The organism is Mesorhizobium sp. P2_F7 (assembly GCF_056403695.1).
The window spans coordinates 706,398-719,725 of record NZ_JBFUFA010000002.1 but is presented as its reverse complement, the minus strand read 5'-3'; the positions used below and the strand labels follow the sequence as shown (position 1 = coordinate 719,725).

Genomic DNA, 13,328 nt, shown 5'->3' with positions numbered 1-13,328 from the left:
GGGAAAGGAACAGAAAAATGACCATTCTCCTCATCGCAGAACACGACAACGCAACCCTTTCCGACCAGACCGCCAAGGCGCTCTCGGCGGCCTTGCAGATCGGCTCGGACGTGCATGTGCTGGTTGCTGGCAAGGGCGCCAAGGGCGCTGCCGACGCCGCCGCCAAGCTCAAGGGTGTGAGCAAGGTGCTGCTCGCCGAAGCCGACGAACTGGCCGAGCGTCTCGCCGAACCGACCGCCGCTCTGGTGGTCTCGCTGGCCGGCGCTTACGACACCATCATCGCGCCGGCGACCTCGTCGGGCAAGAACGTCGCGCCGCGCGTGGCGGCCCTGCTCGACGTCGCGCAGGTGTCGGAAATCATCGAAGTGGTTTCGCCCGATACCTTCAAGCGGCCGATCTATGCCGGCAACGCCATCCAGACGGTGCAGTCGAGCGACGCCAAGAAGGTGATCACCGTGCGCACGGCTTCCTTCCAGGCGGCGCCCGAAGGCGGTTCGGCGTCGGTCGAGACCGTCAAGGCAGCGGCCAATCCGGGCCTCTCCACCTTCGTCGAGAACAAGCTGTCGGAGACCGATCGTCCGGAGCTGACCTCGGCCAAGATCATCATCTCGGGCGGCCGCGCGCTGGGTTCGGCGGAGAAGTTCCAGGAAGTCATCCTGCCGGTCGCCGACAAGCTCGGTGCCGCCGTCGGCGCAAGCCGAGCTGCAGTCGATGCCGGCTATGCGCCGAACGACTGGCAGGTCGGCCAGACTGGTAAGGTCGTCGCTCCTGACCTCTACATCGCCGTCGGCATTTCCGGCGCCATCCAGCACCTTGCCGGCATGAAGGATTCAAAGGTCATCGTCGCCATCAACAAGGACGAAGAGGCGCCGATCTTCCAGGTTGCCGATTACGGCCTGGTCGGCGACCTGTTCGTCATCCTGCCGGAGCTGCAAAAGGCGCTTTGACGCTATCTGCCAAAGCGTATTAAATTGTGAAAGGGTGGGGTAGACGAAGCTGCCCCACCCTTTTAGTTTGCACTGCACAAAAAGCAGGCCGCAAAGGCCTTTTCGACGGGATCGCTGCAAATGGCCAAGATCGAGACGATCGGCATTATTGGCGCCGGCCAGATGGGCGGCGGCATCGCGCATGTGTCCGCGCTTTCGGGCTTCAAGGTGCTGATCTACGACGTCTCGCCCGACCGTATCGAGAAGGGTATCGCCACAGTCAGCGGCAACATGGCCCGCCAGGTCGGCTCCGGCAAGCTTGACGAAAAGCTGCGCAACGATGCGATGGCACGCATATCGGCGGCTCCCGCCATGGCCGATCTCGCCGGTGCCGATCTGGTGATCGAAGCAGCGACCGAGGACGAGACGGTCAAGCGCAAGATCTACGCGCAGCTCTGCCCCCAGCTCAACCCGGAAGCCATCCTGGCGACCAACACGTCGTCAATCTCGATTACCCGACTGGCCGCGCAGACCGACCGTCCCGAGCGCTTCATCGGCATTCATTTCATGAACCCTGTGCCGGTGATGAAGCTGGTCGAACTGGTGCGCGGCATCGCCACCGAGGATCAGACCTTCGAAGCGGCCAAGGCCTATGTGAAGCAGCTCGACAAGACGATCACCGTCTCTGAGGATTTCCCGGCGTTCATCGTCAATCGCATCCTGCTGCCGATGATCAACGAGGCGATCTACACGCTCTATGAGGGCGTCGGCTCGGTCGACGCCATCGACACCGCCATGAAGCTCGGCGCCAACCATCCGATGGGGCCGCTGCAACTCGCCGATTTCATCGGCCTCGATACCTGCCTGTCGATCATGCAGGTGCTGCATGACGGGCTGTCGGATTCGAAATACCGCCCCTGCCCGCTGCTGGTGAAATATGTCGAGGCCGGCTGGCTCGGCCGCAAGACCGGGCGCGGCTTCTACGACTATCGCGGCGAGCATCCGGTCCCGACGCGCTAACCCATCAGAACGCTAGGTCCGTTCCGCGCTCAGGACGCCGCCGCAAGCGGCGGCGGCTCAGCCTGGCCTTTTGAGCCGCTGTCGTCAGGCGCCACGGAAACGCAACCGCGGCCGGCGGCCTTGGCCGCATAGCAGGCAGCATCGGCCCGGGCGATGATCTCGTCGACTTCGCCGCTGCGGATCGGCGCTACCCCGATGCTGGCGTCGATCGCATGCGGCCGGCCGTCCCAGGTGAACTGCAGGCCGCGGATGGCGTCGATGATCGAGCGCGCGGCAACCGTGGCGCCGGCGTTCGAGCCGGATTTCAGGATGACGGCGAATTCATCGCCGCCGAGCCGGGCGACGATATCCTCCGGCCCAAGCGCGCGGCGAATGGCGCCGGCAACCCGCTTCAGCAGGGCGTCGCCGGCGGCGTGACCACCCGTGTCGTTGACCAGCTTGAAATGGTCGAGGTCGATGAACATGAAATGATGCTCGCCGGTCGACCCAGTCGTACCGCCCACCGGCTTTGCCGCGCCGGCTTTGCGGTTCCGGTCGACCAGCTCTTCCATGGTGCGGATGAAGCTTGAGCGGTTGGCAAGGCCGGTCAGCGCATCATGCGCGGCGGCGTAGGCGAGCTGGCGCTGCAAGGCGCGCGCATCGGTGAAATCCTGAAAGACGATGACCAGGCCGCCGAACTCCTGGCGCTCGTTCATGATCGGCGACACCACCTGGCGAATGCTGCAGCGCGTGTCGTCGCGGCGGATCAGCACTGCGCGGCTGTTCTGGTCGGCCGGGCTGGCGCCGCCGAGCGCCGGCCGCGTCATGCCGATCCTTTGCCCGGTCTCCTCATCCACCGCCCAGTAGACATGGCCAAGCGTCTTGCCGAGCGCCTCGCTGCCTGCAACACCGGTCAGCTTTTCGGCGATCGGGTTCATGAAGGTGATGCGATTGGCGGCATCGGTGCAGATGACGGCGTCGCCGATCGACTGCAGCGTCACCCTCAGCCGCTCTTTCTCGTCCGCCAGCGCCGCCGCCGATGCGATCAGGCTTTCCTCGGCCTGCTTGCGCTGGGTGATGTCGGTCAGGCTGCCGATGGCCCTGATCAGCCGGCCCTCCCTGTCGCGTTCGAGCGTCTTGCCGCGATCGAGGATCCAGACCCAGTGGCCGTCCTTGTGGCGCATCCTGAATTCGGCCTCGAAAAACGGCGTCCTGCCCTCAAGATGCGCGCGGTCGGCTTCGGCCACGTTTTCGCGATCGTCGGGGTGGATCATCGTCAGCCAGCGGTCGGGATCGCCGTCGAGTTCGCCCTCGTCATAGCCCAGCATCTTCACCCAGGTGGCGGAATAGGTTGTGCCGCCCTTGCGCATGTCGAGATCCCAGACGCCTTGACCGGCGCTGGCCAGGGCAAAGTTCCAGCGCGTTTCGGCTTCGGCTATGCGCGCCTCGGATTGTTTGCGTGCGTCGATGTCCTCGATCTGCGAGACGAGGTAGAGCGGGCGGCCGCTCTTCTCGTCGCGAATGACCGAACCGGCAAGATGGGCCCACACCGGCGTGCCGTCCTTCTTGAGGTAGCGCTTTTCGAAGTGGAAGGCGTTGACGGTGCCCGTCCGTATGCCGTCCATCGTTTCGCGGCCGATCTGCACATCGTCGGGATGGGTGATCTGGAAGAAGGTCAGCGCCTCGATCTCTGCCTTGCTGTAGCCGAGCATGGCGGCGAAGGCCGGATTGGTTTCCTGGATGCGGCCATCGAGGCCGACAATGGCGATGCCGATCGCCGAATCTTCCATGGCGCGGCGAAAGCGTTGTTCGCTCTCGGCGATTTGCCGACGATCGTCGAGTATCCGGTAAATGAACAGCGCGGCGAGCATAAGCGCCACGGCGGCGACCGGCACCGATATCTGCAAGCAGAGCTTCAGCACGTCGGCGCTGACGTCAAGCCGCGACAGCAGCAGCAGCGCCACGACGGCGGCGCAAAACCCGCCGGCGGCGAGCACCAACGCCACGTGACTGTCAGCCCGCAGGCTTTTGCGTTTCCATCGCATCACTGTGCATGCCACCCCGTGCGCAACACATTTCTGCAAAAAACACTGGATGATCGATTTTAAGGAAAGGTTGCGCCGGGGCCACGGGCAACACGGTTCACCCGCAAACAATTGCCGGCATGATTAAGGATCGGTGATTATTGCAGGCTATCTCAGGCGGGCCGATTACCAGCGCACGAAGAACCGTCCGCCGAGCGCACCGAGCCCGGCAAGGACGGCGATGGCGAGCGTATACCAGGTGGCGACGAAAAGCGGCGAATCATCGAAGCAGTGCGCGGCATAGAAGGTTGCCGCCAGCCCACCGGCGAGCAGGCCTGCGACCGCGCCGGCAAGCACCGGTCGCGTCGGCGCACCGTAGCGCAGCATCCACAGGAAGACGGCAAGCGGCCCGATGCCGATCAGTGGGATGAAGCCCATGCAGACCATCATGTTGGAGCCGACCATGCGCGTGCTCCACATCGGCTCCGGCACCATAAACAGTTCAAGAGCCACGGCCACGGCCACCAGCAGCGGCGCCGCAAGCATCCAGGCCGCGGCTTTCGCCGTCGAGGCGCCCGGTGTCGACAGTGCCCGGATCAGGCCAAAGGCGGTAATGGCAAGCACGAGGGTGAAGACGAATTTCGCCAGGAACCGCATCGTGTGCATGGCGATCATGATGTCGGGACGCGGACCGATGGTGAGAAAGAACACCACCGCCGCGATCACCACCGCCGCAGCCGCAGCCATCCACCAGGCCGAGCGCAGCGGCATCGCCTTGCTGCTGATATCAGCGTCGAGTGCCTTGATAAGATCTTCGGTTCTCATGTCACTGCCGCCCGAACCGTTTGGCGATAGCGGCAAGCCCGCGATGCAGCGATACCCTGACCGCCGTCTCGCTGACGCCGAGCTTGGCCGCCGTCTCGCCTATCGAGCGGCCATCGACCGAGATGGCCGAGACCACGGAACGCTGCGCCGGCGGCAAGCCGTCCAGCGCCCGGTTGATGTCGCGTTCGCTGACGGTCTCGGCTTCCGGCTCGGCAAAAGTCTCGGCGATCTCGTCGATCTCGATCTCGATACGCCGGCCGCGGCGCCGGAAGGCATCGATCAGCTTGAAGCGGGCAATCGCATAGATCCACGGCAACACCGGCGCATCCTGGCGCCAGGTATGCCGTTTCACATGAATGGCCAGCAAGGTTTCCTGCACGACATCCTCGGGGTCGACCCCGCCCTGTACGATCTTGCGCCTGACGAAGCCGCGAACCAGCGCGGCGATCCGGTGCAGAAAGTCGGCGTAGGCCCTTTCATCTCCCGCAATCGCGGCCCGCATCAGCCGGGAAAGCTCGGCCTCATCCTTGCCGCTCACAAGAGTTCACTCCCCGATCTTCGCGCCTCGGCGCTGATTTGTTACGTGGCCAACGAAATAATGTCCAAGCCAAAGTGCCGCAAAATCACGAAAGTTTGCGGCCGAGCGACGGATTGAAGCAGCCCGCCAATGTTGACTATGGTAATCAGGTATCGGTAGGTGCAGCCGTGCAAAAACCAGAACCGCCGAGATTGAGGATGACGCCATGAAATACACCCTTTCCACCCTGGTCGGCGCCACCGCGCTGGCAATCGGCATGATCGCCGGTCCCACAATGGCCAAGGATGCCGGCATCATCGTCTACAATGCCCAGCATGAGAGCCTGGCCAAGGAATGGGTCGAAGGTTTCACCAAGGAAACCGGCATCAAGGTCACGCTGCGCAATGGCGGCGACAGCGATTTCTCCAACCAGATCGTCGCCGAGGGCGCTTCGTCGCCGGCCGACGTGTTCCTGACCGAAAACTCCCCGGCCATGACCCTGGTCGAAGCCGCGGGCCTTTTCGCCCCGGTCGACGCCGATACGCTGGCCCAGGTTCCGGCCGAATTCCAGCCGAGCAGCGGCAAATGGGTGGGCGTCGCGGCGCGCAGCACCGTCTTTGCCTACAACAAGACCAAGCTCACCGCTGACAAGCTGCCCAAATCGATGCTCGATCTCGCCGATCCGAGCTGGAAAGGCCGCTGGGCCGCCTCGCCGTCGGGCGCCGATTTCCAGGCCATCGTCAGCGCGCTGCTTGAGCTCAAGGGCGAAGCCGCAACCGCCGACTGGCTGAAGGCCATGAAGGAGAATTTCACCGCCTACAAGGGCAACGGCACCGTGATGAAAGCGGTCAATGCCGGCGAGATCGAAGGCGGCGTCATCTACCACTATTACTATTTCGGCGATCAGGCCAAGACCGGCGAAAACAGCAAGAACGTCGAGCTGCACTACTTCAAGAACCAGGATCCCGGCGCTTTCGTCTCGATTTCCGGCGGCGGCGTGCTGGCCTCGAGCAAGCATCAGAAGGAAGCCCAGGCGTTCCTGAAATGGGTCACCGGCAAGGGTGGCCAGGACGTTCTGAAGACCGGCACGTCCTTCGAATACGCGGTCGGCAAGGGCGCCGAATCCAACCCGAAACTGGTGCCGCTGGTCGATCTGCAGGCGCCGAAGGTCGATCCGGCAACACTGAACTCCAAGAAGGTGACCGACCTGATGACGGCAGCCGGCTTGCTTTAGTGCGCGTTCGTCCTAAAAGGGCAACGTTTGCGCTCCTGCGAGGCTTTCGCAGGAGCGCTCTGTTTTCGAGATGGCACCGTCCATGACGACATATTGCGTTTCCGGCCGCACCCGCGGCGCCCTCGCCCCGGCGGCAGTGGCGCGGCCGAGCTGATGCAGTCTGCGGTCGATCTCGCGCGTTCAGGCCAGGCAGCCGGGCCGTCCCGCCGGCAGCCCATGTCCTGGATCGCTCTTGCCGCCGTCATCGTCTCGCTGCTGTCGCTGCTGCCGCTTGCCTTCATCATCTGGATCGCGGTGCAGACCGGCTGGGACACCGTCTCGGCCCTGGTCTTCCGGCCGCGCGTCGGCGAGCTCCTGGTCAACACCGTGCTTCTGGTGGCGCTTGCCGTCCCCATCGCCATCGTCCTGTCGATGGCGCTGGCCTGGCTGACAGAGCGCAGCGACCTGCCCGGCGCTCGCCTCTGGGCCTGGCTGTCGGTGGCGCCGCTCGCCATCCCCGCCTTCGTCCACTCCTATGCCTGGATTACCCTGGTGCCGGGGCTGCACGGCCTGTGGGCCGGCGTCCTGGTGTCGGTGCTTGCCTATTTCCCGTTCCTCTATCTGCCGATCGCGGCGTCGCTGCGCCGGCTCGATCCCGCTTTGGAAGATGCTGCCGCAGCACTCGGCCTCGGACCGTGGCGCGTGTTCGCACGTGTCGTGCTGCCGCAGCTCAGGCTCGCCATTTGCGGCGGCGCGCTGCTGGTCGGCCTGCATCTGCTTGCCGAATACGGCCTCTATGTCTTCATCCGGTTCGACACCTTCACCACCGCGATCGTCGACCAGTTCCAGTCTACCTTCAACGGCCCCRCCGCCAACATGCTGGCCGGCGTCCTGGTGACCTGCTGCTTCGTGCTGCTCGCGCTGGAAGTGCTGGTGCGCGGCGAAGAGCGCTACGCCCGCGTCGGCTCGGGCGCGGCGCGCCACCGGCAGCGCTCAAGGCTCGGACGCGCCACGCTGCCTTGCCTGGCTCTGCCTGTCATCACCACGCTGCTCGCCCTCGGCGTGCCCTTCGTCACCATCGGCCGCTGGCTGATCGCCGGCGGTGCCGATGTCTGGCGTTTCGACGAGATCGGCCTGGCGCTGGGCCAGACGCTGTTCCTGGCGCTCGCCGGCGCCCTGTTGGCAACAATTGCCGCCATGCCGATGGCCTGGATCTCGATCCGCGCGCCAGGGCCGCTGCAGCGGCTGCTCGAGGGCTGCAACTACATCGTCGGCTCGCTGCCCGGTGTCGTCATCGCGCTGGCGCTGGTCACCATCACCGTGCGCATCGCCATGCCGCTCTACCAGACGCTGTTCACCATCCTGGTCGCCTATGCGCTGATGTTCCTGCCGCGCGCTCTGATCAGCCTCCGCGCGTCGATCGCGCAGGCGCCGGTCGAGCTTGAACGCGCCGCCGCCAGCCTTGGCCGGCCGCCGCTGAAAGCGCTGTGGTCGACAACGATCCGCCTGTCGGCGCCTGGCGCCGCCGCCGGCATGGCGCTGGTCGCGCTCGGCATCATGAACGAACTGACCGCCACCCAGATGCTGGCGCCCAACGGCACGCGCACGCTGGCCATGGCGTTCTGGTCCTATAGCGGCGAGATCGACTATGCCTCGGCCGCGCCTTACGCCTTCATCATGGTGGCGATGTCGCTGCCGCTGACCTGGCTGCTCTATGTCCAGTCGAAACGGATGGCCGGACGATGAGCTTTCTCGAAATCAGCGGCCTCACCAAGCGATACGGCCCGGTCGCCGCCCTTGCCGGCGTCGACCTCAGCGTCGCCAGCGGCAGCCGCACTGCGATCGTCGGCCCGTCCGGCTGCGGCAAGACCACCTTGCTGCGGCTCATCGCCGGCTTCGAGGCGCCGGACCAGGGCCGCGTCGTGCTCGACGGCGAGGTTCTGGCCAATGGCGGCCATGCGGTGCCGGCGCATCGCCGCGGCATCGGTCTGGTAGCGCAGGACGGCGCCCTGTTCCCGCATCTCAGCATCGCCGACAATATCGGCTTCGGCATGGCCCGCGGCGAGGATCAGCGCGCCGAGCGCATCGCCGAGCTCGCCTATACGGTCGGGCTCGACAAAGCGATCCTCAAACGCCGCCCGCACCAGCTTTCCGGCGGCCAGCAGCAGCGCGTGGCGCTGGCCCGCGCCATGGCGATGAAACCCAGGCTGATGCTGCTCGACGAGCCGTTCTCGGCGCTCGACACCGGCCTGCGCGCCTCGATGCGCAAGGCGGTCGCCGAATTGCTCGAAGCCGCCGGGATCACCACCATCCTGGTCACCCACGACCAAGCCGAGGCACTGTCCTTCGCCAGCCAGGTCGCGGTCATGCGCGAAGGCCAGTTCTCGCAGGTCGGCACGCCGCGTGAGCTTTATCTGCAGCCGAAGGACCGCATGGTCGCCGAGTTCCTCGGCGACGCCATCATCCTGCCGGCAAAGATTTCAGGCGGCTTCGCCACCTCCTCGCTCGGCCGCATTGCAGTAGACTCGAAGGAGCGCCGCGATATAGCCCGCATCATGCTGCGGCCGGAGCAGGTGCAGGTAAAACGCACCGAGCGCGAAGGCATGTCGGGTCCACCGGGCACGATCTTCGCCGAGGTGACGGAATCGGAGTTCGCCGGCTCGATGTGCACGATTGCGGTACGGCTGCTGAACAACCCCGATCCGCCCGACGCCGCGGCCATCGGCAACACGCCGCTGATGCTGCGCAAGCCAGGTATCGACGCGCCTTCCGTCGGCGAGATCGTGCGGCTGACCGTCTCCGGCAAGGCACATGTCTTCGCCTGACCTAAGCAATTCCAGGAAAAGTGTGCGGCGGTTTTCCTGGAGGGAATTGCGGCAAGCAAAATTTTCCTATCGGACTCTCTGACCCGTCGCCGGCGACCAGAGCGGCCAAGTCTCAAGGAAGTCGTTGTTGTGCACGACCACGCGTCGGGCTGCAGCGTCGATGAGCACAATGCCGTAGGTCGGCGGCGCCTGCTCGACCACTTCATCGCCGACGAGGTCGAGCATGAAGCGGGCATGCAGGCCGCGTTGCGCGGTGAACGGAATGCCGGCGACCGTGCCGGCAATGTCGCGATGGACATGGCCGAAGAAGATATGGCCGGCATTGCCATGCCGCGTCAGCACTTCGAGGAAACGCTGCGGTTGTTCCAGCCCGAGCGGGTCGAGCAGCGGCAGGCCGAGTTCGACCGGCGGATGATGCAGGAAGATGTAGGCCTGCCGTCCCGCCGCCTCAGTGAGCCGCGCGTCGAGCCAGGCCAGCCTGATGTCGCAGAGTTCGCCGGTGACGCGGCCTTCGGCCAGGCTGTCGAGGAACAGCAACGAGGCTTCCGGCGTATCGAAGACCGACTGCACGAAGCCGCTTTCGTCGGCCGGATTTTCAGGGAAGGCCGAAATGAGATTGGCGCGCCGGTCGTGATTTCCCGGCAGCAGCCGGTACGGCAGCGAAAGCCGGCTCAAGGCCGCTTTGAGATCGGCGTAGCTCTCGGGCGCTCCGGTCTCGGTCAGGTCGCCGCTGAAGACGCAAAGAGCGGCATCGCCGTGGCGAGCATTGATGTGGTCGATGCAGCGGTCGAGCCGCTCATGCAGATCGACGCCAAATCGGATCTCGCCGCGCCGGCCCAGATGGACATCGGTGACCTGGATGATTTTCATGCGACATTTCCTTGGGAAATTGCTTTGTCGTCCGTCCGAGCAGGCGGAAACGCGCTAGCCGATGGCTTCTGAAAATCAGAGCGCCGGTTCCGGCACGGAAGCCTTGAACACGTCGAGCCGGCCTCCGGTTTCGGACGAGAAGAAATGCAGGTCGGCTTCAGCAAACTGCAGGCCGACGGTGCTGCCCGGCACCGGGTGGACGGTCTCCGACGTCACCACCGAGAATGGCGCGCCGTCGAGATCGACATAGACCACGCGTCCGGCGCCGAGTTCCTCGACGAGATCGACGGTCGCTTCGAGAGCGCCTGGCGTGCCCGCCGCAACAAGCCGTACAGATTCCGGCCGGATGCCGACCGCGACCTTGCTGCCGACCGGCAGGCCGGCGCGTGAAACGTTGAGCTTGCGGCTGTCGCCAAGCAGCGACAGGCCGTCGAGCGTCACTGTGCCCTCAAGTATGTTCATTGCCGGCGCGCCAACGAAGGTGGCGACAAAGCGGCTTGCCGGGCGGCTGTAGACTTCGGCCGGCGTGCCGACCTGTTCGACGCGGCCGCCATTCATCACCACCAGCCGGTCGGCCAGCGTCATCGCCTCGACCTGGTCGTGGGTGACGAACACCGAGGTGGCGGCCAGCCGGCGGTGCAGCTTGCGGATTTCGGAGCGCATCTGCACGCGCAGCTTGGCGTCGAGGTTGGACAGCGGCTCGTCGAACAGAAACACCTTCGGCTCGCGGATCATGGCGCGGCCCATGGCGACGCGCTGACGCTGGCCGCCGGACAGTGCCATCGGCTTGCGGTCGAGCAGATGCTCGAGCTCCAGCGTCCGGGCAACCGCCTGGATGCGCTGCGTGCGTTCGGCGGCGGGAACGCCCGACACTTTCAGCGAATAGCCGATATTCTGCGCGACGCTCATATGCGGATAGAGCGCGTAGTTCTGGAACACCATGGCACAACCGCGCTCGCGCGGCTCGAGCTTGTTGACCACCGTGCCGTCGATGGCGATCGTGCCGCCGGAGATGTCTTCCAGCCCGGCGATCATGCGCAGCAGCGTGGACTTGCCGCAACCGGATGGGCCGAGAATGACGACGAACTCGCCGGACGCGAAGTCGAGGTCGACACCGTGCACGACCTGCGTCTTGGCGTAATTTTTCTTGACGCCGCGGATGGTGATGGAAGCCATTGTCTGCTCCTTATTTTTCGGTGGCGATCAGGCCGCGCACGAACCAGCGTTGCATGAGCACCACGACGACCAGCGGCGGCAGCATGATGATCAGCGTGCCGGCCATGGCAATGTGCCATTCGGGCGCCCCGCCGACATTGGGGATGAGCTGCTTGAGCTCGGTGACCGCTGTCGCATGCGACTGGTCGGTGGTGATGAGCAGCGGCCACAGATACTGGTTCCACGCCCACAGGAACATGATGGTGCCGAGCGCGGCCATGTTGTTGCGCGACAGCGGCAACAGGATATCGATGAAGAAACGCAACGGCCCGGCGCCGTCCATGCGCGCGGCCTCGGTCAGCTCGTCGGGAACGGTCAGGAAGAACTGCCGGTAGAGGAAGGTACCGGTGGCTGTGGCGATCAGCGGCAGGATCAGGCCGGGATAGGAATTGAGCATCCCCAGATTGAGCGCGACATGCACGCCCGACAGCTTCTCCATCAGCCAGGACAGGCCGGTCAGATCCATAATCGTCTGGTAGGGTTCGAGCACATTGGCGACGACTGCATAGGTCGGCACGATGCGCACTTCCAGCGGCAGCATCAGCGTGATGAAGATCAGCCAGAAGATGAGGGTGCGGCCGGGATAGCGGAAATAGACGATCGAGAAGGCGGTAAGCGCCGAGATGATGACTTTGCCGGCGGCGACGCCGGTCGCCATGATGAAGCTGTTCAAGAGCTTCGGCCCGAGGTCGGCCGTTACCCACGCCGTCTTGATGTTGACCCAAAAGTCGCTGCCCGGCAGCAGCGACATCGGCACGTCGTTGACGTCCTTGATGTTATGCGACGCGGCGATGGCCACGATGACGAACGGCGCGATGCAAAATACGAAGCCGACGAACAGGATCACATGCGTGAAGAAATTCAGGAACGGCGTGCGCTCTACCATGGTCATCTCACCTGTAGTGCACGCGCCGCTCGATGAAGCGGAACTGGAAAATGGTCAGCACGACGATGAGCAGCATCAGGATGATGCTCTGCGCGGCAGCACCCGAATAGTCGAGCCCTTTGAAGCCGTCGGAATAAATCTTGTAGACCATCAGATTGGTGGCGTTTGCCGGGCCGCCCGAGGTCATGATGTCGACGATGCCGAAGGAATCCTGGAAGCTCTCGGTGATGTTGATGACGAGCAGGAAGAAGATGGTCGGCGTGATCAGCGGGAACTGAATATCCCAGAAGCGCCTGATGACGCCGGAGCCGTCCATCGCCGCAGCTTCGATCAGCGAGCGCGGTATGGCCTGGAACGCGGCCAGGAAGAAGATGAAGTTATAGCCGACATATTTCCACGAAAAGGCAACGATGATCGAGGCCATGGCATCAGCGCCGTCGAGGCCGGGGTCCCAGAAGCCGGGCCAGACCTGGTTGACGACGGCCATGAAGCCGGCTTCCGGCGCCAGGATGAAGCGGAACGCCAGCGCCAGCGCGGGCGCGGCGATGCCGTAGGGCCATATCAGCACCACGCGGTAGAGGCGCGAGCCGGCAAGCTGGCGGTCGGTGAGCGCGGCAAGCACCAGCGCGATGAACATCGCCAGCCCGGTGCTGATGCCGGCGAAGATGAGGCTGGCGCTGATCGAATTCCAGTAGTCGGCGTTGGACAGGATCGAGCGAAAATTGTCGAGCCCGACCCAGATGTTGCCGCCGCCCCAGGGCTGCTGCAGCGTCAGCGACCAGTATACTGCCTGCCCGGCAGGCCAGTAGAAGAAGGTGAAGATCAGCAAGAGCTGCGGCACCGCGAAGAGGATGCCGATAGTCCACCTGCTGAAGGTTACGCGCTTTTCCATCGATCCGCCCAGGCCGTTAAACCGCCGGCCCGTTTTCCTGGGTGAGACTAGAGCATGGTCCCAAAAAGTGGGTACCGGTTTTTGGAAAAGACCGTGCTCCAAAAAAGGCCAGATACGAAATGGCCGCCCGTCGATT

Annotated in this window: 12 protein-coding genes; 5 read left to right on the top strand and 7 right to left on the bottom strand. The window is 64.4% G+C overall.

What is annotated here, in order from left to right; translation table 11 throughout:
* Positions 1–17 precede the first annotated feature (17 nt).
* The gene (locus tag AC1DZ8_RS08880) at positions 18–947 is read left to right on the top strand and encodes an electron transfer flavoprotein subunit alpha/FixB family protein (RefSeq protein WP_477305631.1); all 930 of its coding nucleotides are present in this window, start codon (positions 18–20) and stop codon (positions 945–947) included.
* 120 nt (positions 948–1,067) lie between these two features.
* Positions 1,068–1,946: a 3-hydroxybutyryl-CoA dehydrogenase gene (locus AC1DZ8_RS08875; protein ID WP_477305633.1), complete on the top strand. Its 879-nt coding sequence runs from the start codon at positions 1,068–1,070 to the stop codon at positions 1,944–1,946.
* Between the two features lie 29 nt (positions 1,947–1,975).
* On the opposite strand, the gene AC1DZ8_RS08870 is transcribed toward AC1DZ8_RS08875, so the two are convergent.
* From AC1DZ8_RS08870 to AC1DZ8_RS08860, 3 genes are all read right to left on the bottom strand, one after another.
* A complete protein-coding gene (locus AC1DZ8_RS08870) occupies positions 1,976–3,970 on the bottom strand; it encodes a PAS domain S-box protein (protein WP_477305635.1) in 1,995 nt (664 codons plus the stop codon).
* Positions 3,971–4,135: 165 nt separating this feature from the next.
* Positions 4,136–4,774: an NrsF family protein gene (locus tag AC1DZ8_RS08865; protein WP_477305637.1), complete on the bottom strand. Its 639-nt coding sequence runs from the start codon at positions 4,772–4,774 to the stop codon at positions 4,136–4,138.
* Position 4,775: 1 nt separating this feature from the next.
* Positions 4,776–5,312, bottom strand: coding sequence for a sigma-70 family RNA polymerase sigma factor (locus AC1DZ8_RS08860; protein WP_142866419.1), 537 nt, complete (start codon positions 5,310–5,312; stop codon positions 4,776–4,778).
* Between the two features lie 205 nt (positions 5,313–5,517).
* Here AC1DZ8_RS08860 and AC1DZ8_RS08855 point away from each other — a divergent pair, with 205 nt between their 5' ends.
* The 3 genes from AC1DZ8_RS08855 (at position 5,518) to AC1DZ8_RS08845 (ending at position 9,329) form a co-directional block, all read left to right on the top strand.
* Positions 5,518–6,525, top strand: a complete 1,008-nt coding sequence (locus AC1DZ8_RS08855; protein ID WP_477305640.1) for an iron ABC transporter substrate-binding protein — start codon at positions 5,518–5,520, stop codon at positions 6,523–6,525.
* Positions 6,526–6,678: 153 nt separating this feature from the next.
* Positions 6,679–8,250 carry an ABC transporter permease gene (locus tag AC1DZ8_RS08850; protein ID WP_477400712.1) on the top strand — a complete coding sequence of 524 codons (1,572 nt, stop codon included), beginning with the start codon at positions 6,679–6,681 and terminating at the stop codon, positions 8,248–8,250.
* Complete coding sequence (locus AC1DZ8_RS08845; protein WP_477305644.1) at positions 8,247–9,329, top strand: ABC transporter ATP-binding protein; 1,083 nt, start codon at positions 8,247–8,249, stop codon at positions 9,327–9,329. The genes AC1DZ8_RS08850 and AC1DZ8_RS08845 overlap by 4 nt, the downstream gene beginning before the upstream one ends.
* 66 nt (positions 9,330–9,395) lie before the next feature.
* On the opposite strand, the gene AC1DZ8_RS08840 is transcribed toward AC1DZ8_RS08845, so the two are convergent.
* The 4 genes from AC1DZ8_RS08840 to AC1DZ8_RS08825 all read right to left on the bottom strand — a co-directional run bounded on the left by AC1DZ8_RS08840 (position 9,396) and on the right by AC1DZ8_RS08825 (position 13,192).
* The gene (locus AC1DZ8_RS08840) at positions 9,396–10,199 is read right to left on the bottom strand and encodes a phosphodiesterase (RefSeq protein ID WP_477305646.1); all 804 of its coding nucleotides are present in this window, start codon (positions 10,197–10,199) and stop codon (positions 9,396–9,398) included.
* Positions 10,200–10,274: 75 nt separating this feature from the next.
* A complete protein-coding gene (ugpC, locus tag AC1DZ8_RS08835; RefSeq protein WP_477305648.1) occupies positions 10,275–11,375 on the bottom strand; it encodes a sn-glycerol-3-phosphate ABC transporter ATP-binding protein UgpC in 1,101 nt (366 codons plus the stop codon).
* 10 nt (positions 11,376–11,385) lie between these two features.
* Entirely contained in the window at positions 11,386–12,300 is a 915-nt protein-coding gene (locus tag AC1DZ8_RS08830; protein ID WP_477305650.1) for an ABC transporter permease subunit, read from the bottom strand.
* A gap of 7 nt (positions 12,301–12,307) precedes the next feature.
* On the bottom strand, positions 12,308–13,192 hold the full coding sequence (locus AC1DZ8_RS08825) for a carbohydrate ABC transporter permease (RefSeq protein WP_477305652.1): 885 nt from the start codon (positions 13,190–13,192) through the stop codon (positions 12,308–12,310).
* Between the last annotated feature and the right edge of the window lie 136 nt (positions 13,193–13,328).

What these genes read in the sequence shown, in the direction of transcription:
- ugpC (WP_477305648.1), bottom strand. Translation starts at nt 11,375, where the DNA reads ATGGCTTCCATCACCATCCGCGGCGTCAAGAAAAATTACGCCAAGACG.
- AC1DZ8_RS08865 (WP_477305637.1), bottom strand. Translation starts at nt 4,774, where the DNA reads ATGAGAACCGAAGATCTTATCAAGGCACTCGACGCTGATATCAGCAGC.
- AC1DZ8_RS08845 (WP_477305644.1), top strand. Translation starts at nt 8,247, where the DNA reads ATGAGCTTTCTCGAAATCAGCGGCCTCACCAAGCGATACGGCCCGGTC.
- AC1DZ8_RS08830 (WP_477305650.1), bottom strand. Translation starts at nt 12,300, where the DNA reads ATGGTAGAGCGCACGCCGTTCCTGAATTTCTTCACGCATGTGATCCTG.
- AC1DZ8_RS08880 (WP_477305631.1), top strand. Translation starts at nt 18, where the DNA reads ATGACCATTCTCCTCATCGCAGAACACGACAACGCAACCCTTTCCGAC.
- AC1DZ8_RS08870 (WP_477305635.1), bottom strand. Translation starts at nt 3,970, where the DNA reads ATGCGATGGAAACGCAAAAGCCTGCGGGCTGACAGTCACGTGGCGTTG.
- AC1DZ8_RS08840 (WP_477305646.1), bottom strand. Translation starts at nt 10,199, where the DNA reads ATGAAAATCATCCAGGTCACCGATGTCCATCTGGGCCGGCGCGGCGAG.
- AC1DZ8_RS08875 (WP_477305633.1), top strand. Translation starts at nt 1,068, where the DNA reads ATGGCCAAGATCGAGACGATCGGCATTATTGGCGCCGGCCAGATGGGC.
- AC1DZ8_RS08825 (WP_477305652.1), bottom strand. Translation starts at nt 13,192, where the DNA reads ATGGAAAAGCGCGTAACCTTCAGCAGGTGGACTATCGGCATCCTCTTC.
- AC1DZ8_RS08855 (WP_477305640.1), top strand. Translation starts at nt 5,518, where the DNA reads ATGAAATACACCCTTTCCACCCTGGTCGGCGCCACCGCGCTGGCAATC.